This is a genomic window from Paraburkholderia sp. Ac-20347 (assembly GCF_017104805.1).
Classification (GTDB): Bacteria; Pseudomonadota; Gammaproteobacteria; order Burkholderiales; family Burkholderiaceae; genus Paraburkholderia; species Paraburkholderia tropica.
The window spans coordinates 17,332-40,502 of record NZ_JAAGPN010000050.1 but is presented as its reverse complement, the minus strand read 5'-3'; the positions used below and the strand labels follow the sequence as shown (position 1 = coordinate 40,502).

The following is a 23,171-nucleotide window of genomic DNA, read 5'->3' as shown; positions in this document are numbered from 1 at the left end:
CGCGCATCGTCGCCGCGCTGCCGGTGGCGCCGGCAGGCGCGCGCACCCGGCTCGCGGGCGCCATCGACGATCTGGTTTGCGTGCAGATGCCGACGTCGTTCATGAGCGTCGGCCAGTTCTATTTCGATTTCGATCAGGTCGACGACGAGACCGTGCGCGACCTGCTCGACCGCGCGGCGAACGCGGGCTCCTGACGCTGCTGGCCAATCCGCACACGTTGCCCGCGCAGCGTTTCCATCCCGATCACGCCGAACTTATCACGCCGGATGCACAGGCTTCGACGCCTGCTCGCCCACCACCGTTTGCCACGGCCGCACGCGCCACGACTTCACGAGCCCCGCGCGCACGTAGGGATCGGCTTGCGCGAAGGCCTCGGCGGCCGCCGGGCTGTCGCCCTGGAACAGCAGCAGCGCCGCATCGGTCGGCTCGGCGACCGCGCCCGCGAGCAGCAGTTCGCCGCGCTGCACCGCGTCCCATGCGAGACGCAGATGCTCGTCGCGATAGGCGCCGCGGCGTTCGAGGTAGTCGTCCACGAGGTCGTATTTCAGGAGGTAATGCATCGTCGCTCTCCGTTTGCGCCGGTCGTCAAAGGCGGAATGACGAACCGGCGGGATGGTGGATCAATCGTCAACAATGGTCAGGCGAAGGCGGTTTCGACGCCGTCTGCCGGTGATTGTGCCGCACGCGCGTCAACCGAAGGCATCATCAGCTCGTTTTCAGGTTGGCTTTGCCATAATGGTCGCGGCGATGGGCAATGACGATCCGGCCTGCTCGCACCACGAACCACAACGTCCAAATCCCATGGGAGTGAACGATGAAGATGCAATCCGTCATTGCTGCAATCGTGCTGGGCGGCGTGTTCGCCGCGCCGGCGTTCGCACAGACCGCCGCGCCCGCTGCGCCGAACAGCCAGCAGTCGAAAATGAAGACCTGCAACATGCAGGCCGGCGACAAGAAAGGCGACGACCGCAAGGCCTTCATGAAGGACTGTCTCTCGGCAGGCGGCGGCGCGCCGGTGAAGATGACGCAGCAAGAGCGCATGAAGGCGTGTAACCAGCAAGCCGGCGACAAGAAAGGCGACGATCGCAAGGCCTTCATGAAGCAGTGCCTCTCGAACAAGGGCTGATCGCACGCCCGATCGCGCAGGGGTCCTGAACGACTCGCTTTGCATCTGCGCTGCTCGTACTTTTCGTTCCCGCGACGCGCCGTAGCTCATGCTGCGGCGCGTCGTTTTTCATGGTGCGCCGCACAGTACGATGCACAGCGCGACACGCCCGCCCTCGCCCCTGCGCCGACGCCGCGTTTTTCTCCTATGATGGCTCCAGCGGCCGCCCTTCCGTTACACGAAAACGCACGCCCTCGGGCCGCCGCCTGGACGCGAAAGTCTGGATGATGCGCACGGCATCGCATGGAGGCGCGGATGGTCTGGAGATACAAGAATCGTTGGTTTCGCCGCTGGCTGGTGGTGATCGTCTTCTGGCTCGTGCCGGTGATGATCGTCGCGGTGCGCGAGATCCAGGACGAGATGGCCTATAACCGCGCCGATCTCCAGCGCGCACTCACCAGTTGGACGTTCACCGACGCCGAACGCGCTGGCGGCGCGCCACTGCATTGTCGCGGCACGCCGGAGGCCGCCCGCGCGCAGGGCTGCCCGGCCGACGTGCTGGCCGAAAATGCCGCGCGTCACGCCGACGCGCTCAGCGAATACGCCGTGCGCCGCGCCACGCTCGTGACCTACCTCTGGCATGCGTTCGTCGGCTACTGGGTCGTGCCTGCGGCCATTCTGCTCGCGATCGGCGTCGTGCTCGGCGGCGTCAAGCGCGCACTGCGCCGCCCGCCGGCCGCCGCCAAACCCCTGTCGGAACGCTGATTTCTCCCCTGCGGCGCGGCCCTCGCCTGCCCGGAACGCCTGTCCGGGCTCAAACGGCCGCATTCGGACCCTGTGATATAAATGTAAGGCTGATTCCGTCATCGGCACGGCCATGGCGGTAAGGCGTCCGGAAAACAGAACGGAGAAGAATATGCAAGCACGTCGCTTCATCCTGAAGACTTCCATCGCGGTCGCACTCGCGGCCTCGGCGCTCGCAGGCTGCACCACCACCGGCAACCATCCGCCCACCGAACAATCCAACGACTCGCGCCGCCAGTCGATCGACGCCAGCGTCGACGGCACCATGTCGCGTCTGTATCAGACCGTGCCGGGCTCGCGCGAACTGGTCGGCAAGGCGCGCGGCGTGCTGGTGTTTCCCTCGGTGGTTCAGGCGGGCATCGTGGTGGGCGGCGAGCACGGCGACGGCGCGCTGCGCGTAGGCGGCAGCACGGTGGGCTATTACAGCACCACGGGCGCGTCGGTGGGCGCCACGCTGGGCGTGCAGTCGAAAGCCGTCGTCTATCTCTTCATGACGCAGGACGCGCTCGACAAATTCCGCAATTCGGATGGCTGGTCGGTGGGCGGCGACGCCTCGGTCGCGCTCGTGAAGGTCGGCGCGAACGGTTCGATCGACACCACCACGGCCACCAAGCCGGTCGAGGTTTTCGTGCTGACGAACAAAGGTCTGCTTGGCGACCTCTCGCTCGGCGGCACCAAGATCTCGCGTCTGAAACTCTAAGGCGCGGCAAGTCGCGCCCGGCGCGCGCGCAATGCAAAACCGGCGGCCTGGGCCGCCGGTTTTTTTATGCTCGCCACGCCATGCTCAGGTCGCGGACGTGTCGATCACCTTGAAGCGCGAGCGCTTGTTCGCGCGGATCACCGCCTGATACGCCTCCACGTATTCCTGCGCCATGCGGCGCGACGTGAAGCGTTCCTCGAAGCGTTTGCGCACGCCCGCGCGCGGCACGCGCGCCAGCCGGTTCACGGCGGCCACCGCGCCAATCTCGTCCTCGACGATGAAGCCCGACACGCCGTCGTCCACGACTTCCGGCACCGCGCCGCGATTGAACGCGATCACCGGCGTGCCGCAGGCCATCGCCTCGATCATCACGAGCCCGAACGGCTCCGGCCAGTCGATCGGAAACAGCAGCGCATGCGCGCCCGAGAGGAATTCGGCCTTCTGGCTATCGTTGATTTCGCCGATGAACTCGACGAACGGCAGCACGAGCAGCGGCTTGATCTCACGCTCGAAATACTCGCGATCGGCTTCGTCGACCTTGGCGGCGATACGGATCGGCAGTCCGCAGCGCTCGGCGATGCGAATCGCCGTATCCACGCGTTTTTCCGGCGAAATACGGCCGAGGAACGCGAGATAACGCTGCTCGACCGGCTGCGGCGTGTAGAGATGCTCGGGCAGTCCGTGATAAACCGTGCGCAGCCATTTGGCCTGTGGAATGGGCTGGCGCTGCGCGTTCGAGATCGAAATCACGGGCGCGGTGTTGAAGGTGTCGAAGACCGGCTGATGCTCGGGCAGATCGAGACGGCCGTGCAGCGTGGTCACGAACGGCGTTTCCTGGCGCTTGAACACCGAAAACGAGTAGTAGTCCATATGGAAGTGCAGCACATCGAACTGGTCGGCCTGGCGGCGCACGAGTTCCATCAGCAGCATATGCGGCGCGACCCGGTCGCGGATGCTCGGATCGAGCCGCAGCGCGCGCGGCCAGACGGCTTCGAGCTTCGCGCTCGTGACCGAATCGCCGCTGGCGAACAGCGTGACGTCGTGGCCGAGTTCGACGAGCGCCTCGGTGATGTACGACACGGCGCGTTCCGTGCCGCCATAAAGCTTGGGCGGGACCGATTCGGTCAGCGGGGCGATCTGCGCAATTCTCATCGGGTTCTCCAGCGAGTGTCTCCGGCAACGGCTGTCGCGAGGGCGTTGGCGATGCAACCTTCCAGCGCATCGACCGATTATGGGGCCGCACGGCTGGCCCACGAACGCCCCGGTTGCGCGCGCACCACATACGCCAATCCGTCCTTGCCACAGGGGCAAAACCGGCAGGGACAGAACCGCGAGTCCGTTGTCAGCCGATGCAGCCGATGCGCGCGCGCCATCTTCATTATTCGGGAAGCGGCCCGGTCGGGCCGCAACACTTTCAATTGTTATACAGACTTACACGCGGATACATCCTCGCTTTCTCGCATGGTCCGCGCGCCAGAGTGCGATTACGCGACCAAGCGACTATGCGCGGCAGGTGCACTCAGCGAGACGGCCACTTCCAGGCGGGCACGTCGAGCGCATCCTCGTCGGCGAGCGCGGTGGCGCCGAGGCGCCGTTCCAGCACGATCGACTGGCTGCCCGCCTCGCGTTCGAGCGCGGCGACCAGCCGCGGCGCATGCGAGACGACCAGCACCTGCGACTGCGTCGACGCCCGCGCGATCAGCCGCGCGAGCGAGGGCAGCAAGTCCGGATGCAGGCTCGTCTCGGGTTCGTCGAGCACCAGCAGCGCGGGCGGGCGCGGACTCAGCAGCGCCGCCGCGAGCAGCAGATAGCGCAGCGTGCCGTCGGACAGCTCCGCGCCGCGCAACGGCCGCAGGAGCCCTTCCTGGCGCAGCGCGACCTCGAAGCGCCCTTCGTGGTTCACGATCTCCGCGCGCGCGCCCGGAAACGCATCGCTGATCGCCGCATCGAGCGCCGCGCCGTCGCCGATCTCGCGAATCGTCTGCAAGGCGGCGGCGAGATTCGCGCCGTCGTCGGAAAGCACCGGCGAATGCGTGCCGATCTGCACCTGGCGCGCGGCGGCCTGCACGTCGGTGCGGAAATGATCGTAGAAGCGCCACGAGCGGATCTGCTCGCGCACCGCGATCATCTCGGGCGCGCTGCGCGGGTCAGCGAACTCCGTCATCATGCTGTCGAAGCTCGCCACCGGCTGGGCGAGCGTGGTCCAGTCGTCGCTTCCCCCGCGTCCGCCGCCCTCGCCGCGGATGCGGATCATCGGCCCCTGACGATCGACCAGCAACGCCGACGGCCGCAAGATCGGCCCGCTCCAGATGCATTCGCGCTTGATCACCGGATCGAGCGCGAACTGCGAGGTGGACGCCGGCGGCGGCAAGCCCAGATCGATCGCATAGCCGAAGGTCTCGCCCGCGAAACCGAGCTTGAGGCTCACCGCGTCCTTGCGCACCGTGCCCTGCACCGCGTGCTCGCCCGCACTCACGGCGCGCGAGAAGCGCTCGGGTCCGGCCCAGAGCGTCGATTGCAGGCCGCCCTCGCGCGCCAGCGACGGAATCACGCCGCCGCGCGCGGTCAGCGCGAGCAGCCGCAAGGCGCGATAGAGATTCGATTTGCCGCTGCCGTTCGGTCCCGTGATGACGTTGAGCGAGCCGAGCGGCACGATGAGTTCGCGCAACGAGCGATAGTTGGCGATGGCGAGCGTAGTGAGCATGTGTCGATGAGCCGAGGCGCGTCGGGTGTGAAGATCCACGCAGGATCATACGCAATCGACGCACGACGGCATGCAACGATGCACCCAACCTTAGCGCTAATGCGGCACGCGCGCGAGATCGCTGAGGAAACGGTCGCGCCACACGCCGAGGTCGTTGCGGCGCAGCGCCTCCATGTTGGTGTGATAGCGCTGCTTGCGTTCTTCGAGCGGCATCGACAGCGCGTGCTCGAGCGCCTCCGACATGCCCGTCGCATCGTGCGGATTGACGAGCAAGGCGCCCGCGAGTTCGGCGGCCGCGCCCGCGAAAATCGACAGCACCAGCACGCCTGGGTCTTCGGGATTCTGCGCGGCCACGTATTCCTTGGCGACGAGATTCATGCCGTCGTGCAACGGCGTGACGTAACCCACCTGCGACTCGCGAAACAGCGACATCAGCTTCCAGCGGTCGTACTGCTGGCTCAGATAGCGGATCGGCGTGTAATCGAGGCCCGAGTAGCGGCCGTTGATGCGCCCCGCCTCGCGCTCCAGTTCCTCGCGAATCACCTTGTAGCTCGCCACGTCCGAACGCGTGGGCGGCGCGATCTGCACGAGCGTGACCTTGCCGCGCCATTCGGGCGAATGTTCGAGCAGTTGCTCGAAGGCTTGAAAGCGCTCGACGAGTCCCTTCGAATAATCGAGCCGGTCCACGCTCATGATGAGCTTGCGTCCTTCGAGGCTCTGCTTGAGATCGAGCACGTGCTGGCGGCTTTCGTAGCGCGCGGCCTGCTCGGCGATCTCATCGGGAAACACGCCGATGCGGTACACGCCCGTGTGCAGCGTGCGTCCGTACGCTTCGAGCACGCCCTCTTCCTCGACCTCCGTGGCTTTTTCGCCGCCCTTGCGCGGCTTGATGTGCTCACCGCGCTCGCGCACCTTGCCGTGCGCCTCGCGGGCAATGTAGTCGTGAAACGCCTGCTGGTCGTTGCGCGTCTGGAAGCCGAGCAGGTCGTAGCAGCAGAGCGATTTCACGAGTTCCTCGTGCGGCGGAATCGTCTGCAGCACTTGCGGCGACGGAAACGGAATATGCAGGAAAAAACCGATGCGATTGCGCACGCCCTCCGAGCGCAGCGCCTCGGCGAACGGAATCAGATGGTAGTCGTGGACCCAGATGATGTCGTCGGGCTCGATCAGCTTGACGAGCTTGTGCGCGAGCCAGGCGTTCACGCGGCGATAGCCCGCGTATTCGTCGCGCTCGTAGCGCGCGAGGTCGTTGCGGTAGTGGAACACCGGCCAGAGCGTGGCGTTCGAAAAACCGCGGTAGTACTGGTCGTAGTCTTTTTTCGTGAGACCGACGGTCGCGAACGTCACCGGTCCTTCCTGATCGAGCGTCGGGCCCGCGTTCGCCACCGTCTCGCTCACCACGTCGCCGCTCCAGCCGAACCACACGCCGCCCGCGTCCTTGAGCGCGCCAAACACGCCCACGGCGAGGCCGCCCGCCGAGCCTTTGGTTTCGGTGGGCGTCGCCACGCGGTTAGAGACGACTATCAGTCTTGCCATCGTGCTTTTCCTCCACGGATCGCCTGCTTCGCGATGTCTTCTCGTTGTTCAATTTCAGTTATAGGCCGCGCCGGGTTTGCGTTTGCGTTCACATCTGCGTCCACATTCGCCGTGGCGCGTTGCCTCTCTTTTGCCTCGTCTTGCAACCGACGTTTCAACCACGATCTAACATGCTTTAACGCGAATGCGTCGGCTCCTCCGCCGCGCGCGAGCCGCTGTCCGCGACCGGATCGGCTTCGGTGTTGGCCGCCGTGCTCGACGCCGCGCTAGCACCGGCTCGCGAGCCGCGCCGCGTGAACGCCGGCAGCTCGCCCGTCGGCACTTCCATGCCGCTCTCGACGTCCGCCGACACTTCCGCGCGCGCCCGCGGCAGATACTGCGGAAAGTGCGCGTTGATGAAGTCGAACAGCCCTTCACGCACACGGCATCGCAAATCCCAGTTCAGCCCCGAATCCTGCGAGCTCACGAGCACGCGCAACTGCATCGCGCGCTCGTTGGCATCGGTGACCTGCAACACCTGCACGCGCTTGTCCCATTCGGGCGCGCGCTCGACGATGCGCGCCAGTTCCTCGCGCAGCGGCGCGAGCGGCGTGCGGTAATCGAGCCACAGAAACACCGAGCCGATGATCTGCGAACTGCTGCGCGTCCAGTTCGTGAACGGATTCTCGATAAACCATTGCAGCGGCACGATCAGCCGCCGCTGATCCCAGATGCGCACCGACACATACGTGCCGGTAATTTCTTCGATGCGCCCCCACTCGCCCTGAATCACGACCACATCGTCGAGCCGGATGGGCTGGGAAATCGCGATTTGCAGACCGGCAATCAGATTCCCCAGCACGGGGCGTGCCGCGATACCGGCGACCAGACCCGCGACGCCCGCCGACGCCAGCAGACTCGCGCCGATCTGGCGCACGTTCGGGAAGGTCATGAGCGCCGCGCCGAGCCCGAAAATGATGATCACGACCATCACCGTGCGGGCGAGCACGCGCGCCTGCGTGTGGATGCGGCGCGCCTGCAGGTTGTCGGCGATATCGAGCGGATGCGCCGCGATGATCGCCTCGCCGATGGCCGCCGCGCAGCGCACGGACAGCCAGGTCATGGCGGCGATCAGCGCGAACGCGCAGAGCTCGCGCAAGGTGCCGATGAAGTGCAGCGTGTCGGGCGCCTGCCACCAGACGAACTCCAGCGCGAGCACGCCGAGCACCATGCGCGCGGGTTGGTGCACGTAGCGCACGAACACGCTCGCATACGGATAAGGCCGCGCGAGCCGGCGCACGACGCGCGCGCCGAGCCAGTGCAATGCGAAAGCGAAGGCCAGCGCGATGGCGCTGACGAGGAGCGTGCCGAGCCAGTTTTGCAACGGGGCGTCGGTCAGTCGGGAAAAGTCGTCGAGAGTGGGCATCGGTGGCCAGTTCCTCCTGCGCGTGGCGACCTGGTGGAAACGGCACGGGCGGCAGGCCCGCGGGCGAGACGGCGCGGCAGAGGCGGCGCTTTCGGCATGCGGCGGCGTCACGACGTCACGTCGGCAAAAGCCGGGCGCGCCAAACGTAACGCTACGCGAATGCGTGTAAAAACGCGCTAAAGATTGCGCCGCTGGTGCAGCTCATGCAGCTAGTGCGGATTTAGCGAGCGGCGTGCCGCGGCGATCGGGCGGCGCGCTGCGCGAGACGCGGCGGCGCTGAAAAGCCGCCGCGCAGGAGAATCGACTGACGATTGCGCCGTTGGTTCAACGGCGCTCGGGATGCGGGGTGATGCGAGGTTGTACGGCAGAGGTTGCGGCAAAGAGCGCGGCGGCACGACCGGACGCGGCCGTGCCGATGCGGCAATCAGCTACCCGTCTTGCAGGGAAACGCCTTGCCGAGTCCGAGCGAAATCGCCGTGCTGGCGTTGTAGCCCGCGATGTTCGGGTTGTCGGCGATGTACTTGCGCACGGCGTCGGTCAGCTGCGCGGAGCGCGCATCCGCCGGCAGGCAGAAGTATTGGCCGACGCGCGGACCGGTCGTGCCGCCGATCGCGTCAATGGTGTTGAAGATGCCGTCGGCGGCACCTTCGATATACGCCGCGCACGCACTGCGCGAGGCCACGTCGGTCTTCGAGCAAAGGCGGTTGAGGTCGCTTGCGGTGAATGCGAAAGCCGAGAGCGGCAAAACGAGCGCGCCGGCGCAGAACAGAGCCCGCAGCATGGTTCTCCTTGAATCGTCGTGTGGTACGGCGCCCCTGCGCCGCGAGCCGCCCGCCGGTGCGCGCCTGGAGCGCGGCTGTCGGCAAGGGGCAATTTCGCTATTGTGCACTGTTTTGCATAACTGCCGCTCGGGTCCGGTTCGCGTCGAACCCGGGCGGCCGTCACGCGCGAGGCCGCGCAAGCGGCGGCTCGGGGTGCGGTCGAGCGTTGATCAAGCGCTGATTCAACCCTTATTGCGCCGCCTGACCCATGCGCGCCGAGAGATCCTTGATCGCGTCCGGCGCCTTGTACTGCTTGGCGAAATCCAGCGCGTTCATGCCGATCTGGTTCTTGGCCTGCAGGTTCGCGCCGTGATCGAGCAGCAGCTTCGCGGTGCTCATGTGATCGCCGCGCGCGGCCATCATGAGCGGCGTGGTGCCGTTCGGCGACGGCGCGTTCACGTCGGCCGAATAGCCGATCAGCAGCTTCGCGACATCGTCGTTACCGTTCGCGGCCGCGTAGTGCAGCGGGGTCCAGCCCTGCTTGTTGACGTCGGCGCCCTTGGTGATGAGCATTTTCACGAGGTCGACGTCGCCGTTCAGCGAAGCCAGCATGAGCGCGTTTTCGCCCGCCTTGTCCTGCGCATTGATCTTGATGGCCGGGTTGTCGAGCAGCACCGCCGCGACCTTGTCCGACTTCTCGCGGGCGGCCAGCACGAGCAGCGGCATGCCCTGGTCGTCGGTGGCGTTCGGGTCCATGCCGTTGGCGATGTCCTTGGCGACGCCCTTGTCGTCGTCGAATTTCACGCCTTTCACGAGCGAATCGATCGGCGCGGCGTGGACCGGCGCGCTGACGAGCACGGCGGCGCCCATGCCGAAGGCAAGCGCGGCAGCGACGCGGCGCACGGCGGCGCCCCGGACGGTTTGCGCGGATTTCACGGTGGACAGTTGCGAATTCGAGTTCATGTCAGGCCTTAACGTTATTCGATATCTGATTGATAAAACGCCGTTTTTTCAGCGGCATTGCCCGTAGCGGCTGCGTTCAGGCCGAAGCCGGAATCTTGAAGAGCCGGAAAAAATTCTGCGTGGTGGCAGCGCCGAGTTCGGCGTCCGGCAATCCGCGTTGCTGGGCAATGAATCTTCCGACATGGCTGACGTACGCAGGTTCATTGGGTTTGCCACGAAATGGCACTGGCGCAAGATACGGCGAGTCCGTTTCGATCAAAAGACGCTCGATCGGCACGCGGCGCGCGACCTCCTGCACATCGGTCGCGCTCTTGAAAGTCACGATACCCGACAGCGAAATGAAAAAATTCTGCGCGATGGCGCGCTCGGCGATCGCCCACGGCTCCGTGAAGCAGTGCATCACGCCGCCCGGCTCGCCCGCGCGCTCTTCTCCCATGATGCGCAGCGTGTCCTCGGAAGCGGCGCGCGTGTGGACGATCAGCGGCTTGCCGGTGGCGTGCGCCGCGCGAATGTGTACGCGAAAGCGCTCGCGCTGCCATTCCATGTCGTCGATGGTGCGTTCGCCCAGACGGAAGTAATCGAGCCCCGTTTCGCCGATCGCCACCACCTTCGGGTGTTTCGCCAGCTCGACGAGATCGGCGACCGAGGGTTCCTGCACGTCTTCGTGGTCCGGATGCACGCCCACCGACGCGTAGACGTTCTCGTAGCGGCTCGCGATATCGAGCACCGAGGGCAGCGTCTCCAGATCGACCGAGACGCACAGCGCGTGCGTCACGGACTGCTCGCGCATGTTCTCGAGCACCTGCGGCAGCCGGTCGGCGAGGCCCTCGAAGTTGATGTGGCAATGCGAATCGACAAACATGGACAAGTCCTGCGGTGAAAATCGTTAAGGCCAAGCGAGGCTCAAGGCCGGCGCGGCGCGCTGTGTGATCAAACGCGCATCAAATACGCGTCAGGCGAACATTTCACGATAGCCGAGAAACAGTTCCTCGAACACGAGCCGCGCGTTGAGCGGATGGTTTTCGATCGCGCGCTGGCGCGTCACGGTCTTCATGTAGCGCGCGAGCGCCGGGCTGTCGAGCTTCGCGGCGCAGCGCCCGAGCGCGGCCGCCGACTGCGGGTAATAGCGCGGACGTCCCGCCGTGCGTTCGGCCAGCAGATCGTAGACCCAGCGCTGCAGCCAGCCGAGCACCAGCGGCACCGGCAGCTTTTGCAGCGTCTCGCCGCAAGCGAACGGATCGCAGGCCGGGCCGGCGGCGAGCTGGGCGAGCGTCCAGTCGCGCAGCGTGCGGTTTTCGTCGCTCGCGAGCGCGAGTGCCGCAAGCGGCGCGCCGCCCGCTTCGGCCAGCAGCCCGACCGGATCATCCACGCCCTGCTGCGCAAGCCAGGCCTGCGCCTCGTCGGGCGCGGGCGTGCTCATCGGCCACTGGCGGCAGCGGCTGATGATGGTCGGCAGCAAACGGTCGATGCGCGCCGACACCATCAGGAACACCACGCCCGAAGGCGGTTCCTCCAGCGTTTTCAGCAGCGCGTTCGCGGCGGCGACATTGAGCGCTTCGGCCGGATACAGCACGACCACGCGCATACCACCGCGATGCGAGCCGACGCTCGTGAAATCGAGCAGCGCGCGCACCTGCTCGATGCGAATTTCCTTACTGGGCGCGCGCCCTTTCTTGCCTTCGTCGTCGCCCTTGTCGGCTTTCTCGGGCTTGCCGTCGCTGTCGTCGCCCGTCGGGCCGACGAGGCTGGCGAGCGCCTCGGGCACCACCGCGCGGTAATCGGGATGATTGCCCTGCTCGAACCAGTGGCACGCCGGGCAGGCGCCGCACGGCTGACCGTCGGCGTGCGGCGACTCGCACAGCAGCCCCTTCGCCAGATGCTGGGCGAACTGGAGCTTGCCGATGCCGGCCTGGCCGTGCAGCAGCAGCGCATGCGGCCAGTGGCTGCGCAACTGCTGAAGGCGTTCCCAGTCGCCGCTCTGCCACGGATAGATCATATTTAGAATCAATCAGTTAGACGAGATTCGCGAGACTTCGCGCGAACCACGCCGTTCATATAATTTCGCCAAATAACGCTTTGCAATCAAAGCGTTGCGATGATCTGCTCAAGCTTGCTGCGAATTCCTTCGATGCTCTGCGAGGAATCGACGATCGCGAAGCGGTACGGCGCCTCTTCCGCGCGGCGCAGGTACTCGGCGCGCGTGCGCGTGAAGAACGCATCGGTCTCGCTTTCGAAGCGGTCCGGCTCGCGCGCCGCGCCGCGCCGCTCGCTGGCGGTGTCGGGCGCGATGTCGAACAGGATGGTCAGATCGGGCTGAAAACCGCCCTGCACCCAGCGTTCGAGCGTTTCCAGCTTGTCGCGCGGCAGGCCGCGGCCGCCGCCCTGATAGGCGAAGGTCGCGTCGGAAAAGCGATCCGACAGCACCCAGTCGCCGCGTGCGAGCGCCGGCTCGATCACGCGCGCGAGATGCTCGCGGCGCGCCGCGAACATCAGCAACGCCTCGGTTTCAAGGTCCATCTGCTCGTGCAGCAGGAGATCGCGCAGCGTTTCGCCGAGCGGCGTGCCGCCCGGTTCGCGCGTCATGACCACCGTGCGCCCGCCGGCAGCGAGCTTGTGCTCGAGCTGCTCGCGGAACCAGGCCAGATGCGTGGTCTTGCCCGCGCCGTCGATGCCCTCGAACGTGATGAATCGGCCACGCGCCATTTAGTTACCCCGGATGTATTTGTCGACGGCCTTGTTGTGGTCGACGAGATTGTCGGAAAACACGCTGCTGCCGTCGCCGCGCGCCACGAAATACAGCGCGCCGGTCGCCGCCGGATTGAGCGCTGCCTGCAATGCCGCGGCGCCGGGCAACGCGATTGGCGTCGGCGGCAGCCCAGGGCGCAGGTACGTATTGTAAAGAGTGTCGGTCTGCAGATCGCGCTTGTGCAAACGCCCCAGATAGCCCGTGCCCATCCCGTAGATCACCGCCGGATCGGTCTGCAGCGGCATGCCCACCTTGAGACGGTTCGTGAATACGGCGGCCACCAGCGGACGGTCGCCGGCCTTGCCGGTTTCCTTCTCGACCAGCGAAGCGAGCGTCAGCGCCTCGTACGGCGACTTCAGCGGCAGACCCGGCGCGCGCGCGGCCCATGCCTCGTTCAGATGCGTCTGCATGAGCTTGTAGGCGCGGCGGTAGACGTCCAGATCGCTCGAACCTTTGTCGAACAGATAGGTGTCGGGAAAGAACAGGCCCTCGCCGCTGCCCTCGGGCGAAGCCGGCGCGCCGATCGCCGTCAGAAGCTGGGCGTCGTTCATGCCCGCCGTGTCGTGACGCAGCGCCGGATTGGCGTCGAGCTCGTCGCGCATGCGCTTGAAGGTCCAGCCTTCGATGATGGTCGCGACATATTCGTTGACGTCGCCGAGCGCCATCTTCTGCAGCACTTCGTAGGGCGTGATGCCCGCCTTGAATTCGTAATTGCCCGATTTGAGATGGCTCTGCAGGCCGAGCGCGCGGGTCATCAGCACGAACAACTGGGGCTGGACCGGCACGCCGCCGCGGTTCAACTGGGCGGTAACGCTGCGCACGGTGCTGTGCGGCTTGATGGTGACGTCGAGCTGCTGGACCGCAAGTGCGACGGGCGTGGTGGCCCAGTACCAGACACCGCCTGCGGCGGCTGCGCCCAGCACGGCGCACGCAACGCCGGCGGCAAGGCATTTCTTCAGGAGGGACATGGAAACATGACTCAGGGGGACCTCATATAATAACTGCTTGCCCTCGCTAAAGTCAGGATTGACTGTTCCCCGAATCCATGAACTCCCCGCTCGCTCCCGCTACTACGCTTTCCTCCACGCCGGCCGTGCAGGCTGATCTGCCCGCCCCGACCGCCGCCGACTTCGACGCCGCGCTCAAGGGCGGCGCCTACGCGATCCTGCCGCAGTTCGGCGTGATCGACGCCAACGGCGAAGACGCCGCCACGTTCCTGCACAGCCAGCTCACCAACGACATCCAGCATCTGGACGTCGCGGGCGCGCGCCTCGCGGGCTACTGCTCCGCCAAGGGCCGTCTGCTCGCGTCGTTCCTCGTCTGGAAAAGCGGCGAGACGATCCGCCTGCTGATCTCGAAGGACGTGCAGGCCGCGGTGCAAAAACGCCTGTCGATGTTCGTGCTGCGCGCCAAGGCCAAGCTCGTCGACGACAGCGACAAGCTGCTCGTGGTCGGCTTCGCGGGCGATGTGCGCGGCGCGCTGTCGGGCGTGTTCGACGCGCTGCCCGACGGCGTGCACGTTAAGGTCGACGACACCGCCGGCTCGCTGATCCGCCTGCCCGACGCGGCCGGCCGTCTGCGCTATCTGCTGGTCGGTCCGAAGGAAGCGGTCGAAGCGAAACTCGCCGCGCTCGACGGCAAGATCGCGCGCGTCACGCCCGCGCTGTGGGACTGGTTCGACATCCACGCGGGCGAGCCGCGCGTCACGCAAGCCGTGAGCGAGCAGTTCGTGCCGCAGATGATCAACTACGACGTGCTCGGCGGCGTGAACTTCAAGAAGGGCTGCTATCCGGGCCAGGAAGTGGTCGCGCGCAGCCAGTATCGCGGCACGATCAAGCGGCGCACGGCGCTCGCGAGCGTCGCGGCCGGTCTCGACGCCGCGCGTCCGGGCGTCGAGCTGTTCCATTCCGACGATCCGGGCCAACCTTGCGGCATGATCGTGAACGCAGCCGCGTCGCCCGAAGGCGGCGTCGATCTGCTCACCGAGATCAAGCTCGCGGCGCTCGAAGCGGGCAGCGTGCATCTGGGCGCCGCTGACGGCCCCGCGCTGCGCTTCCTGCCGCTGCCCTACGCACTGCCCACCGAGGTCTGACGCGTTGTCGGCGCTGGAAGTGTTGGTGTTCGCGCCGGTCGAAACGCGGCTGCAATCTGCGTGCGGCCTGAGCAACGGAGGTGGCGCGCCATGTGTCTGATCGTGTTCGACTGGCGCCCGCAGGCGACCGAAGGCGCGCGCTTCACGCTCGCCGCGAACCGCGACGAGTTCCTGCGCCGCACCGCCGCGCCGCTGCAATGGTGGCCCGACGCGCCCGACGTGCTCGCGGGCCGCGATCTCGTTGGCGGCGGCACGTGGCTCGGCATGACGCGCGGCGGACGCTTCGCCGCGCTCACCAACTATCGCGCGCCGCACGACATGCGCCCCGACGCACCCACGCGCGGCACGCTGGTGTCTCGCTGGCTGATGGGTTCATCGGCGGGTTCGTCTTCGGAGACCGGGTCGGTGCCCGACAGCGCGCTCGCCTATCTCGACGAAGTCGCGCGCGACGGAGCGCTCTACAACGGCTTCAATCTGATCGTCGGCGACTGGACGCGCGGCGAGCTCGCCTGGTACTGCAATCGCGCCGACCGCGCGCCCGCGCTGCTGCCCGAAGGCACGCACGGCATCTCCAACGCGGTGCTCGATACGCCGTGGCCGAAGCTCGTGCACAAGCGCGCGGAACTCGCCCAGCTCACGCAAGTCCCGCAGCGCGCGAGCGAAGGCGCCGACGTACCGCTCGAACGTCTGATCGAGATGATGCGCGATCCGCGCGTCGCGCCCGACGCCGACCTGCCCTCGACCGGCATTCCGCTCGAACGCGAACGCGCGCTGTCGGCGGCTTTCATCGAAACGCCCGATTACGGCACGCGCGGCACCACGGCGCTACGCGTGCGCGTGGACGGCGCGCGTCTGGACGTCGAAGCGCTGGAACGCAGCGACGACGACGGTTCTCACCGCATCGTGCGCCCGGGCGCATTCGAGCGCCACGAACGCTACGTCATCGACACGGCGCGCTAAACCGCCCGTCACTCTTGCTCACCGAACGCCGCGCGCAACGCTTGCGCGGCTTCGGCGTGCGCGCGACGCGCGTCGTCGACGTAAGCGCCCATCTTGAAGAACTCGTGGATCATGCCGTCGTAGCGCACCAGCGTGACGGCATTACCCGCCGCGCGCAGTTTCTCCGCGTACGCCACGCCTTCGTCGACGAGCGGATCGAACTCCGCCACCGCAATCCACGCCGGTGCCAGCCCGCGAAAATCCGGCACGCCGCTCGCGCCGCTTGTGCCGTCAATGCCATGCTTGCCGTCGAGCGGCGCGAAGCGCCAATCGTCGCGATCCGAAACATCGCGCACGTAATGATTGAAGAACCACTGGATCGTGGCTTCGGTCAGCAGATAGCCGTCCGCGAGACGCCGGTGCGAGTCCGTGTCCTGATAGCCGCCCGTGCCCGGATAAATCAGCATTTGCAGCACGGGCGCGATGCCCGCGTCGCGCGCGAGCACGGCGCACACCGTCGCGAGCGTGCCGCCCGCGCTATCGCCGCCGACAGCGAGGCGCGCAGCGTCGATGCCGTATTCCGCGGCATGCGACTGCAGCCACGCGTAAGCGTCGAAGGTGTCGTGAACGGCGGTGGGAAACTTGTGCTCGGGCGCGAGCCGGTAGTCGACCGAGAGCACGGCGCAGCGCGCGTCCTGCGCGAACATGCGGCACAGCGCGTCGTGCGTATCGACGCTGCCGACGGTGAAGCCCCCGCCGTGGAAATACACCAGCGCGGGCAGCGGCTGCGCCCAATTCGGTTCGACCGGCGTATAGAGACGCGCGCGGATCGTCTCGCCGTCGCGCATGGGAAGGCGCAGATCGTCGACCGCATGCATCGGCGCGGCAGCGATCTCCAGCACCGAGGCGCTTTTTTCGTAGGACGCGCGCGCGTCCTGTGGCGTGAGTTCGTGATACGGCGTGCGGCCCGCGCGGGCCACCATTTCGAGGACGAGTGCGATCTTCGCGTTCAGCGGCATGGTCCCGGTTCGTGCAGGAGAAAAAGTTGCGGATAACGCCTTGCGCAACCGGGACCGTTCGCGAGGATACGCGTCAGGACGCGACGTCGGTTTTCGCTTCGGCTTTGACTTCGGGCTTGAGCGACAGCGGATCGGTCGGATTGCGCAGCGTTTCGATGTCTTCGTGACGCAGCTTCACCGAAGCGAGTATGCCCGGATGCGTGAGGATGTAAAAGCGCGCGTCGCGCACGGCGTCGAACGTGGCTTTCGCGACGTCGTCGGGCGTGAGGCGGCCCGAACGCACGGCGCGCTGCAATTGCAGATCGGCGGCCTGCTGCGAGCGCGTGGGCGGTGCGTCGTTGCGCAGATCGTCGGGACGGCTGCGCTCGGCGTTGGCGATGCCGGTCGGCACGAAGGCCGGACACAGCAGCGAGCAGCTCACCACGTCGCTCACGTTCTTGAGGTCGTGATAGAGCGTTTCGGTGAGCGAGACCACGGCGTGCTTCGACGCGTTGTAGACGCCCATCGCGGGCGGCGACAGCAGCCCCGCCACCGACGCCGTATTGACGATATGCGCGCGCTCACCCTGCTTGAGCATGATCGGCGCGAAGCTGCGCACGCCGTTCGCCACGCCCATCACGTTCACGCCGAACACCCACTCCCAGTCCTTCGCGCTGCTTTCCCAGATGAAGCCGCCCGTGCCCACGCCCGCGTTGTTGAACAGCAGATGGACCTTGCCGTAGGCCTCGATTGCGGCTTGCGCGAGCGCGTCGACCTGGTCGGGATCGCGTACGTCGGTGCGCACGCCGATCGCCTGCGCGCCCTGCTCGCGGATTGCCTGCACGGCGGCGTCGAGCGTGGCGGCATCGACGTCGGCCAGCACGAGCTTCATGCCGAGCGCGGCGGCCTGTTGCGCGAACGCGCGGCCAAAGCCGCTCGCCGCGCCGGTGATGGCGGCCACGCGGCCTTCGAACTGAAATGGATCGGACATCGCGTCTCCGGTTCTATTCGTTAGGGATGCAGAATTCATGGAAATGGGCCGGCGTGCTTCGTCAGATCAGCTTGACGAGCTGCTTGCCGAAATTCTGGCCCTTGAGCATGCCGAGGAACGCGGCAGGCGCGTTGTCGAGGCCGTCGGCGATCGTCTCGCGATACGCCAGCTGTTTCTTCGCGACCAGCGCGCCGAGTTCACCGAGCGCCTGCGGCCACACGTCCATGTGCTCGCTCACGATGAAGCCCTGCACCAGCAGGCGCTGCGTGAGCAGCAGTTGCGGATACTTGAGCGGCATCGGCTCGCCGTCGTAGCCCGCGATCATGCCGCACAGTGCGATGCGGCCGAACGCGTTCATGCGCGCGAGCGTGGCGTCGAGCACCGCGCCGCCCACGTTTTCGAAATAGCCGTCCACGCCGTCTGGCGTCGCGGCCTTGAGATCGGGATACAGATTGCCGGCCTTGTAGTCGACGCAGGCGTCGAAGCCCAGTTCCTCGACCACGTAACGGCACTTTTCCGCGCCGCCCGCGATGCCGACCGCACGGCAGCCCGCACGCTTCGCCAGCTGGCCAACCACGCTGCCGACCGCGCCGCTTGCCGCGCTCACGACCACGGTCTCGCCCGCCTTCGGCGCGATGATGCGGTTCAGGCCGTACCAGGCGGTGACGCCCGGCATGCCGACCGGACCGAGGTACGCGGAAAGCGGCACATGCGTCGTATCGACGACGTGCATGTCGTTGCCGTCCGAGGTCGCGAATTCCTGCCAGCCGGCCATGCCGACTACCTTGTCGCCCACCTTGAATTTCGGATTGAGCGACTCGACCACCTCGCCCACGGTGCCACCGATCATCACCGAATCGAGCGGTTGCGGCGCCGCATACGACTTGCTGTCGTTCATGCGGCCGCGCATGTACGGATCGAGCGACAGATAGTGATTGCGCACGCGCACCTGACCCTGGGCGAGCGGCACAAGCGGCGTTTCGACGAGACGGAAGTTATCGACGCTGGCAGCGCCTTCGGGACGCGAGGCGAGCAGGATCTGGCGATTGGTCTGGGTCATGAGCGTGGTCAGGCTTCGAAGAGGCGCGGCACGGGCCGCGCGGGGTGGAAACGGATGCGCGCCCGCCAGAAACAGTGATCGATTCATTGCGGAGCGGGCGCGCAAGCCAGGCGCGAAGCCGGGCGAAAGCGACGATCAGCCGTCGCTCGGGCCCGGCTTCGCGTTGGGATCGCTGCGCAGGCGCTGGCGCGTGACGTCGCGACCCACAGCAAGCTTGCGCATGTATTTGAAGGTGCCGAGCGCCTTGGCGACGAAGTGGCCTTCGCTGTCGCGGATCTCGCCTTCGCAATAAGCCATCGTGGTCGAGCGGTGCAGCACGCGGCCATAGGCGCGCAGTTCGCCGCGCCCCGGCTGCATGAAGTTCACTTTCATCTCGACGGTGACGACGCCCACGCCGTCAGCGGCGACGCTGCGCGCGGCCATCGCGAGCGCGATGTCGGCGAGCGTCATGGTCACGCCGCCATGCGCGACGTCCCACGTGTTCAGGTGACGCTCGGCAAGCGGCAGCATCACTTCGCTCGCGCCGTCGCGCGCGCTGACGAGCTGCGCGCCCAGATGGTCGACGAACGGGCTTTCGATCACCATGCCCGCGTTCTGGGCATCGTGCGGTTGCGCCGCCTGTGCCGACTGTGCCGTTTGGGCTGGCTGCGCTGGCTGTTGGCTCTCGCCGCCGCTCGGCGCGCTGCCCTGGGTGGTATCTGCGGTTCCGATCATGGCGAGTTTCAAACGACGTAATCGACAGCCTGACGCGACTCGACCACGCGCTTGGCGAAGTCCTTCACGACGAGGTGTTCGGGGTGAACCTGGTAAGCGTCGAGCGCGGCCTTGTCGGCGAAATCGGAGAGCAGCGCGAGATCGTAGGTCGAATCGAGACCCTCGCCCGCCACGCCGACTTCGAGATGCAGCGTGCCCGGCACGATATCGCGGCAGGCTTCGAGCAGCGTCTTGAACTTCGCGACATTCTCGGCGCGCGTCGCACCTTCGGCCGTTTCCTTGAGCTTCCACATCACGATATGACGAATCACGGTTTCACCTTTTCTCTGTTGCATGAACGGGGCTCGCGCGCCGTGCGAAGCACGGGCGCAAGGCAGCCGTCATGATACCCGTGCGAGCGCGCGTACATGGCGCGCTCATGCCTTCGCGCCCGCGCCCGGCAGCGCGTTTTCGCGGGCCAGCCGGTGCGCGATCGCGCCGATCCGCAGCAGCGCATCGTCGGCGCTATGAGGCAGCGGACCCGGACAGCTCACGCGGATGCAATGATCGAAACGCCCCGAGTTCGAAAACACCGTGCCGGGCATGATGCGGATACGCTCGGCGAGCGCCGCATCGAACAGCGCCATCGACGACACATGCCGCGGCAACTCGATCCAGAACGCCAGCCCGCCGGGCGGCGGCGTGAAGCGCGTGCCCTCGGGAAACGCCGCGCCGATGCCCTGCGCCATGCGCTCGCGCTGCGCGCGCAGCCGTTCGCGCAGGCGGCGCAAATGGCGTTCGTGCGCCTGGCTTTGCAGAAACTCGGCGAGCACGGCCTGCGAAAGCGGCTCGTTCAGGCGCGACTGCGAAAACTTCAGCATGGCGATGCGCGCGTGCCAGCGCCCGCCCGCCATCCAGCCCACGCGCATGCCCGGCGCGAGCGTCTTGTTAAACGACGTGCAGTGAATCACGGTGCCCGCGCTGTCCCACGCTTTCAGGGCGCGCGGCGCGGTCTCGCCCTCGACGAGTTCGCGATACGGATCGTCTTCGATCACGGCGACGCCCGCCTGCGTGCACAACTCGACGATGCGCTGCTTGTGCGCATCCGGCATCACGCAGCCGAGCGGATTCTGCAGATGCGGCACCACCACGACGGCCTTCAGTTCCGGATGCTGCTGCAAGGCGAATTCGAGCGCCTCGACCGACAGCCCGGTGGTCGGGCTCGCGGGAATTTCGAGCGCGCGCAGACCGAGGCTTTCGAGCACCTGCAGCAAGCCGTAAAAACACGGCGATTCGACGGCGACCGTGTCGCCTGGCTGCGTCACCGCGCGCAGGGCGAGATTCACCGCCTCGGTGCCGCCGTTGGTCATGACGATCTCGTCGGCGTGAACGGCGAAGCCCGCCGCAAGCGCACGTCGCGCGATCACGGCGCGCAGTTGCGGATCGCCACGTTCATGGCCCGGCGACGTGAGCAGATCGGGACGGCGGCGCAGGATGCGCACGGCGATCTTCTGCAATTCCTCGCCGGGAAACAGCGCGTCGGCGGCGGTTACGCCACCGAGATTGAGCGCGTCGGGCACCTGCTGAAAACGCGCCACGAGCGCGGAAATGGCCGCATGCATGCCGACGAACTGCGCGACGAGCGGTTCGCGATGCGTCGCGTCGTGCCAGTCGGGTTCGCGCGCGGCGGGCAGCGTGTTCGCACTCGCCGCGCGCACGAAATAGCCTTCGCGCGGACGCGCCTCGATCAGCGATTCGCGTTCGAGCACGCGATAGCTTTCGGTCGCGGTGGCGAGACTCACGTCGTGCTGGCGCATGAACGCGCGCATCGACGGCATGCGGTCGCCGGGACGCAGCACGCCGCTTTCGATGGAGCGCCGGTAGTGGCCGGCGAGTTGCCGGTAAAGAGGCTGATCGGGGACGTTCATCGGTCGATGATGCCAGAGCGGCGGCCGGGCGCGACAGATACACGTCTTGTCGCTTTGCACCGATACAGCGCGATGTTTGTTGCCGCTGTAGCGCAACGGATCGCGCCCCGTTGTGCCTGTTGCGCGCGCGTTCGCGCCCATAAAGTCGGGGCATGTCAGCATTTCAACGTCCAGGTCTCGATCATGCACGACTTGCCCACCCTCTCGTCTCTTGCCCCGGGCGCGCCCGACGCGGCTTTGGCGTCATCGCCGCCGCTGCTGCGCATCGCGCCCCATCAGGTTCACTGGATCGCCTTGCGTCGCGGCGCCGCGCTCGTGGCCGTGGAAGGCGCGCTGTGCGTGACGTATCGCGATGCCGCTCTCGCCCTGGCCGGCCACGTCGCGCCGTTGCAGACGCGGCGGCTCGACGAAGGCGAGCGTTATCCGATCAGCGACCGGGGCTGGTACGGCTTGAGCGGCGCGGGACGCGATTGCGCCGGCGTGCTGATCGTGCCGGCGGCCGCGTCGCCGCTCGTGGCGTTGGCGCGCCGCTGGATCGCGCGCCTTGCGGGCGTTACACGACTTCGAAAAGCCCCGCCGCGCCCTGACCGCCGCCGATACACATCGTGACGACGACGAGCTTCGCGCCGCGGCGCTTGCCTTCGATCAGCGCATGACCGGTGAGACGCGCACCCGAGACGCCATACGGGTGACCGACCGCAATCGCGCCGCCATTCACGTTCAGGCGATCGGCGGGAATGCCGAGCTTGTCGCGGCAATAGAGCACCTGCACCGCGAACGCTTCGTTCAGTTCCCACAGGTCGATGTCCTCGACCTTGAGGCCCGCCTGCTTGAGCAGCTTCGGCACCGCGAACACCGGGCCGATGCCCATTTCGTCGGGCTCGCAACCGGCCACGGCGAAGCCGCGGAAGATGCCGAGCGGTTGCAGGCCTTCGCGTTCCGCGACCTTGGCGTTCATCACCACGCAGGCGCTCGCGCCGTCCGAGAACTGGCTCGCGTTGCCCGCCGTGATCACGCCGCCGGGCATCGCCGTGCGGATCTTCGCCACGCCTTCGAGCGTGGTGTCGCCGCGAATGCCTTCGTCGGACGAGATCGTCACTTCCTTCGTGATCAGTTGGCCCGAAGCCTTGTCGGCGACGCCCGCGAGCACCGTAATCGGCACGATTTCGTCGTTGAAGAGACCCGCCGCCTGCGCCGCGGCCGCGCGCAGTTGCGACTGCACGCCGTATTCGTCCTGACGATCCTTCGAGATTTCGTAGCGCTTCGCGACGTTTTCCGCCGTCTGCAGCATGCTCCAGTAGATTTCCGGCTTGTGCTGGCTGAGCCAGCCTTCGGCCATCATGTGGCGATTCATTTCGTTCTGCACGCACGAAATGGATTCCACGCCGCCCGCCACGAACACGTCGCCTTCACCGGCGATCACGCGTTGCGCCGCGAGCGCAATCGTCTGGAGACCGGACGAACAGAAACGGTTCACCGTCATGCCCGGCACCGAGACCGGCAGGCCCGCACGCAGCGCGATCTGGCGCGCGATGTTGGCGCCCGTCGCGCCTTCGGGGTTGGCGCAGCCCATGATCACGTCCTCGACGCGCGCGGGGTCGATCTTCGCGCGCTCGACGGCGGCCTGCGTGACGTGGCCGCCGAGCGTGGCGCCGTGCGTCATGTTGAACGAGCCCTTCCAGGATTTGGCGAGGCCCGTGCGGGCGGTCGAAACGATTACGGCGTCAGTCATCTGTGTGTCTCCTT

Annotated in this window: 24 protein-coding genes and 1 pseudogene; 7 read left to right on the top strand and 18 right to left on the bottom strand. The window is 66.7% G+C overall.

Annotation, left to right across the window (positions count from 1 at the left end; all coding sequences use genetic code 11):
• A pseudogene (locus G3N97_RS12645) lies at nt 1-194 on the top strand (phosphoribosyltransferase); the annotation flags it as partial.
• 63 nt (nt 195-257) lie between these two features.
• Here the strand turns inward: G3N97_RS12645 and G3N97_RS12640 are convergent.
• Complete coding sequence (locus tag G3N97_RS12640; protein WP_205993514.1) at nt 258-560, bottom strand: YciI-like protein; 303 nt, start codon at nt 558-560, stop codon at nt 258-260.
• 254 nt (nt 561-814) lie between these two features.
• Here G3N97_RS12640 and G3N97_RS12635 point away from each other — a divergent pair, with 254 nt between their 5' ends.
• The 3 genes from G3N97_RS12635 (at nt 815) to G3N97_RS12625 (ending at nt 2,609) form a co-directional block, all read left to right on the top strand.
• Nucleotides 815-1,126 (top strand): PsiF family protein, encoded by a 312-nt coding sequence (locus G3N97_RS12635; RefSeq protein ID WP_205993513.1) that lies wholly within the window; start codon nt 815-817, stop codon nt 1,124-1,126.
• 294 nt (nt 1,127-1,420) lie between these two features.
• A complete protein-coding gene (locus G3N97_RS12630; RefSeq protein WP_205993515.1) occupies nt 1,421-1,870 on the top strand; it encodes a hypothetical protein in 450 nt (149 codons plus the stop codon).
• A gap of 151 nt (nt 1,871-2,021) precedes the next feature.
• On the top strand, nt 2,022-2,609 hold the full coding sequence (locus G3N97_RS12625) for a YSC84-related protein (protein WP_205993512.1): 588 nt from the start codon (nt 2,022-2,024) through the stop codon (nt 2,607-2,609).
• Between the two features lie 84 nt (nt 2,610-2,693).
• On the opposite strand, the gene G3N97_RS12620 is transcribed toward G3N97_RS12625, so the two are convergent.
• The 10 genes from G3N97_RS12620 to mltG form a co-directional block, all read right to left on the bottom strand.
• Nucleotides 2,694-3,761 (bottom strand): glycosyltransferase family 4 protein, encoded by a 1,068-nt coding sequence (locus G3N97_RS12620; protein ID WP_205993511.1) that lies wholly within the window; start codon nt 3,759-3,761, stop codon nt 2,694-2,696.
• Nucleotides 3,762-4,128: 367 nt separating this feature from the next.
• A complete protein-coding gene (locus tag G3N97_RS12615) occupies nt 4,129-5,313 on the bottom strand; it encodes an AAA family ATPase (protein ID WP_205993510.1) in 1,185 nt (394 codons plus the stop codon).
• A 96-nt stretch (nt 5,314-5,409) separates the two neighbouring features.
• Nucleotides 5,410-6,849 (bottom strand): alpha,alpha-trehalose-phosphate synthase (UDP-forming), encoded by a 1,440-nt coding sequence (gene otsA / locus G3N97_RS12610; RefSeq protein ID WP_205993509.1) that lies wholly within the window; start codon nt 6,847-6,849, stop codon nt 5,410-5,412.
• Between the two features lie 175 nt (nt 6,850-7,024).
• A complete protein-coding gene (locus tag G3N97_RS12605; protein WP_205993508.1) occupies nt 7,025-8,254 on the bottom strand; it encodes a mechanosensitive ion channel domain-containing protein in 1,230 nt (409 codons plus the stop codon).
• Between the two features lie 424 nt (nt 8,255-8,678).
• The gene (locus G3N97_RS12600) at nt 8,679-9,035 is read right to left on the bottom strand and encodes a Rap1a/Tai family immunity protein (protein ID WP_065065521.1); all 357 of its coding nucleotides are present in this window, start codon (nt 9,033-9,035) and stop codon (nt 8,679-8,681) included.
• 229 nt (nt 9,036-9,264) lie between these two features.
• On the bottom strand, nt 9,265-9,978 hold the full coding sequence (locus G3N97_RS12595; protein WP_205993507.1) for an ankyrin repeat domain-containing protein: 714 nt from the start codon (nt 9,976-9,978) through the stop codon (nt 9,265-9,267).
• 76 nt (nt 9,979-10,054) lie between these two features.
• Nucleotides 10,055-10,840 carry a TatD family hydrolase gene (locus G3N97_RS12590; RefSeq protein WP_205993506.1) on the bottom strand — a complete coding sequence of 262 codons (786 nt, stop codon included), beginning with the start codon at nt 10,838-10,840 and terminating at the stop codon, nt 10,055-10,057.
• A gap of 90 nt (nt 10,841-10,930) precedes the next feature.
• Nucleotides 10,931-11,974, bottom strand: coding sequence for a DNA polymerase III subunit delta' (locus tag G3N97_RS12585; protein WP_205993505.1), 1,044 nt, complete (start codon nt 11,972-11,974; stop codon nt 10,931-10,933).
• Nucleotides 11,975-12,060: 86 nt separating this feature from the next.
• The gene (gene tmk, locus G3N97_RS12580) at nt 12,061-12,681 is read right to left on the bottom strand and encodes a dTMP kinase (RefSeq protein WP_205993504.1); all 621 of its coding nucleotides are present in this window, start codon (nt 12,679-12,681) and stop codon (nt 12,061-12,063) included.
• Nucleotides 12,682-13,692, bottom strand: coding sequence for an endolytic transglycosylase MltG (gene mltG / locus G3N97_RS12575; protein WP_205993503.1), 1,011 nt, complete (start codon nt 13,690-13,692; stop codon nt 12,682-12,684).
• A 77-nt stretch (nt 13,693-13,769) separates the two neighbouring features.
• Here mltG and G3N97_RS12570 point away from each other — a divergent pair, with 77 nt between their 5' ends.
• Both G3N97_RS12570 and G3N97_RS12565 read left to right on the top strand, forming a co-directional pair.
• Nucleotides 13,770-14,816 carry a folate-binding protein YgfZ gene (locus G3N97_RS12570; RefSeq protein ID WP_205993502.1) on the top strand — a complete coding sequence of 349 codons (1,047 nt, stop codon included), beginning with the start codon at nt 13,770-13,772 and terminating at the stop codon, nt 14,814-14,816.
• Between the two features lie 90 nt (nt 14,817-14,906).
• On the top strand, nt 14,907-15,776 hold the full coding sequence (locus G3N97_RS12565) for an NRDE family protein (protein WP_205993501.1): 870 nt from the start codon (nt 14,907-14,909) through the stop codon (nt 15,774-15,776).
• An 8-nt stretch (nt 15,777-15,784) separates the two neighbouring features.
• Here the strand turns inward: G3N97_RS12565 and G3N97_RS12560 are convergent, their stop codons facing one another.
• The 6 genes from G3N97_RS12560 to G3N97_RS12535 all read right to left on the bottom strand — a co-directional run bounded on the left by G3N97_RS12560 (nt 15,785) and on the right by G3N97_RS12535 (nt 21,425).
• Nucleotides 15,785-16,774 (bottom strand): alpha/beta hydrolase, encoded by a 990-nt coding sequence (locus tag G3N97_RS12560; RefSeq protein WP_205993500.1) that lies wholly within the window; start codon nt 16,772-16,774, stop codon nt 15,785-15,787.
• A 73-nt stretch (nt 16,775-16,847) separates the two neighbouring features.
• Nucleotides 16,848-17,744, bottom strand: coding sequence for an SDR family oxidoreductase (locus tag G3N97_RS12555; protein ID WP_205993499.1), 897 nt, complete (start codon nt 17,742-17,744; stop codon nt 16,848-16,850).
• 61 nt (nt 17,745-17,805) lie between these two features.
• On the bottom strand, nt 17,806-18,804 hold the full coding sequence (locus tag G3N97_RS12550; protein WP_205993498.1) for an NADP-dependent oxidoreductase: 999 nt from the start codon (nt 18,802-18,804) through the stop codon (nt 17,806-17,808).
• A gap of 135 nt (nt 18,805-18,939) precedes the next feature.
• A complete protein-coding gene (locus tag G3N97_RS12545; RefSeq protein ID WP_065065532.1) occupies nt 18,940-19,389 on the bottom strand; it encodes a PaaI family thioesterase in 450 nt (149 codons plus the stop codon).
• A gap of 137 nt (nt 19,390-19,526) precedes the next feature.
• The gene (locus G3N97_RS12540; protein ID WP_346778062.1) at nt 19,527-19,829 is read right to left on the bottom strand and encodes a Dabb family protein; all 303 of its coding nucleotides are present in this window, start codon (nt 19,827-19,829) and stop codon (nt 19,527-19,529) included.
• 105 nt (nt 19,830-19,934) lie between these two features.
• Entirely contained in the window at nt 19,935-21,425 is a 1,491-nt protein-coding gene (locus tag G3N97_RS12535) for a PLP-dependent aminotransferase family protein (protein ID WP_205993496.1), read from the bottom strand.
• Nucleotides 21,426-21,608: 183 nt separating this feature from the next.
• Between G3N97_RS12535 and G3N97_RS12530 the strand changes: the two genes are divergently transcribed.
• Nucleotides 21,609-22,034 (top strand): hypothetical protein, encoded by a 426-nt coding sequence (locus tag G3N97_RS12530; RefSeq protein ID WP_205993495.1) that lies wholly within the window; start codon nt 21,609-21,611, stop codon nt 22,032-22,034.
• Here G3N97_RS12530 and G3N97_RS12525 read toward each other — a convergent pair.
• The gene (locus tag G3N97_RS12525; RefSeq protein WP_205993494.1) at nt 21,979-23,157 is read right to left on the bottom strand and encodes an acetyl-CoA C-acyltransferase; all 1,179 of its coding nucleotides are present in this window, start codon (nt 23,155-23,157) and stop codon (nt 21,979-21,981) included. The genes G3N97_RS12530 and G3N97_RS12525 overlap by 56 nt on opposite strands.
• Between the last annotated feature and the right edge of the window lie 14 nt (nt 23,158-23,171).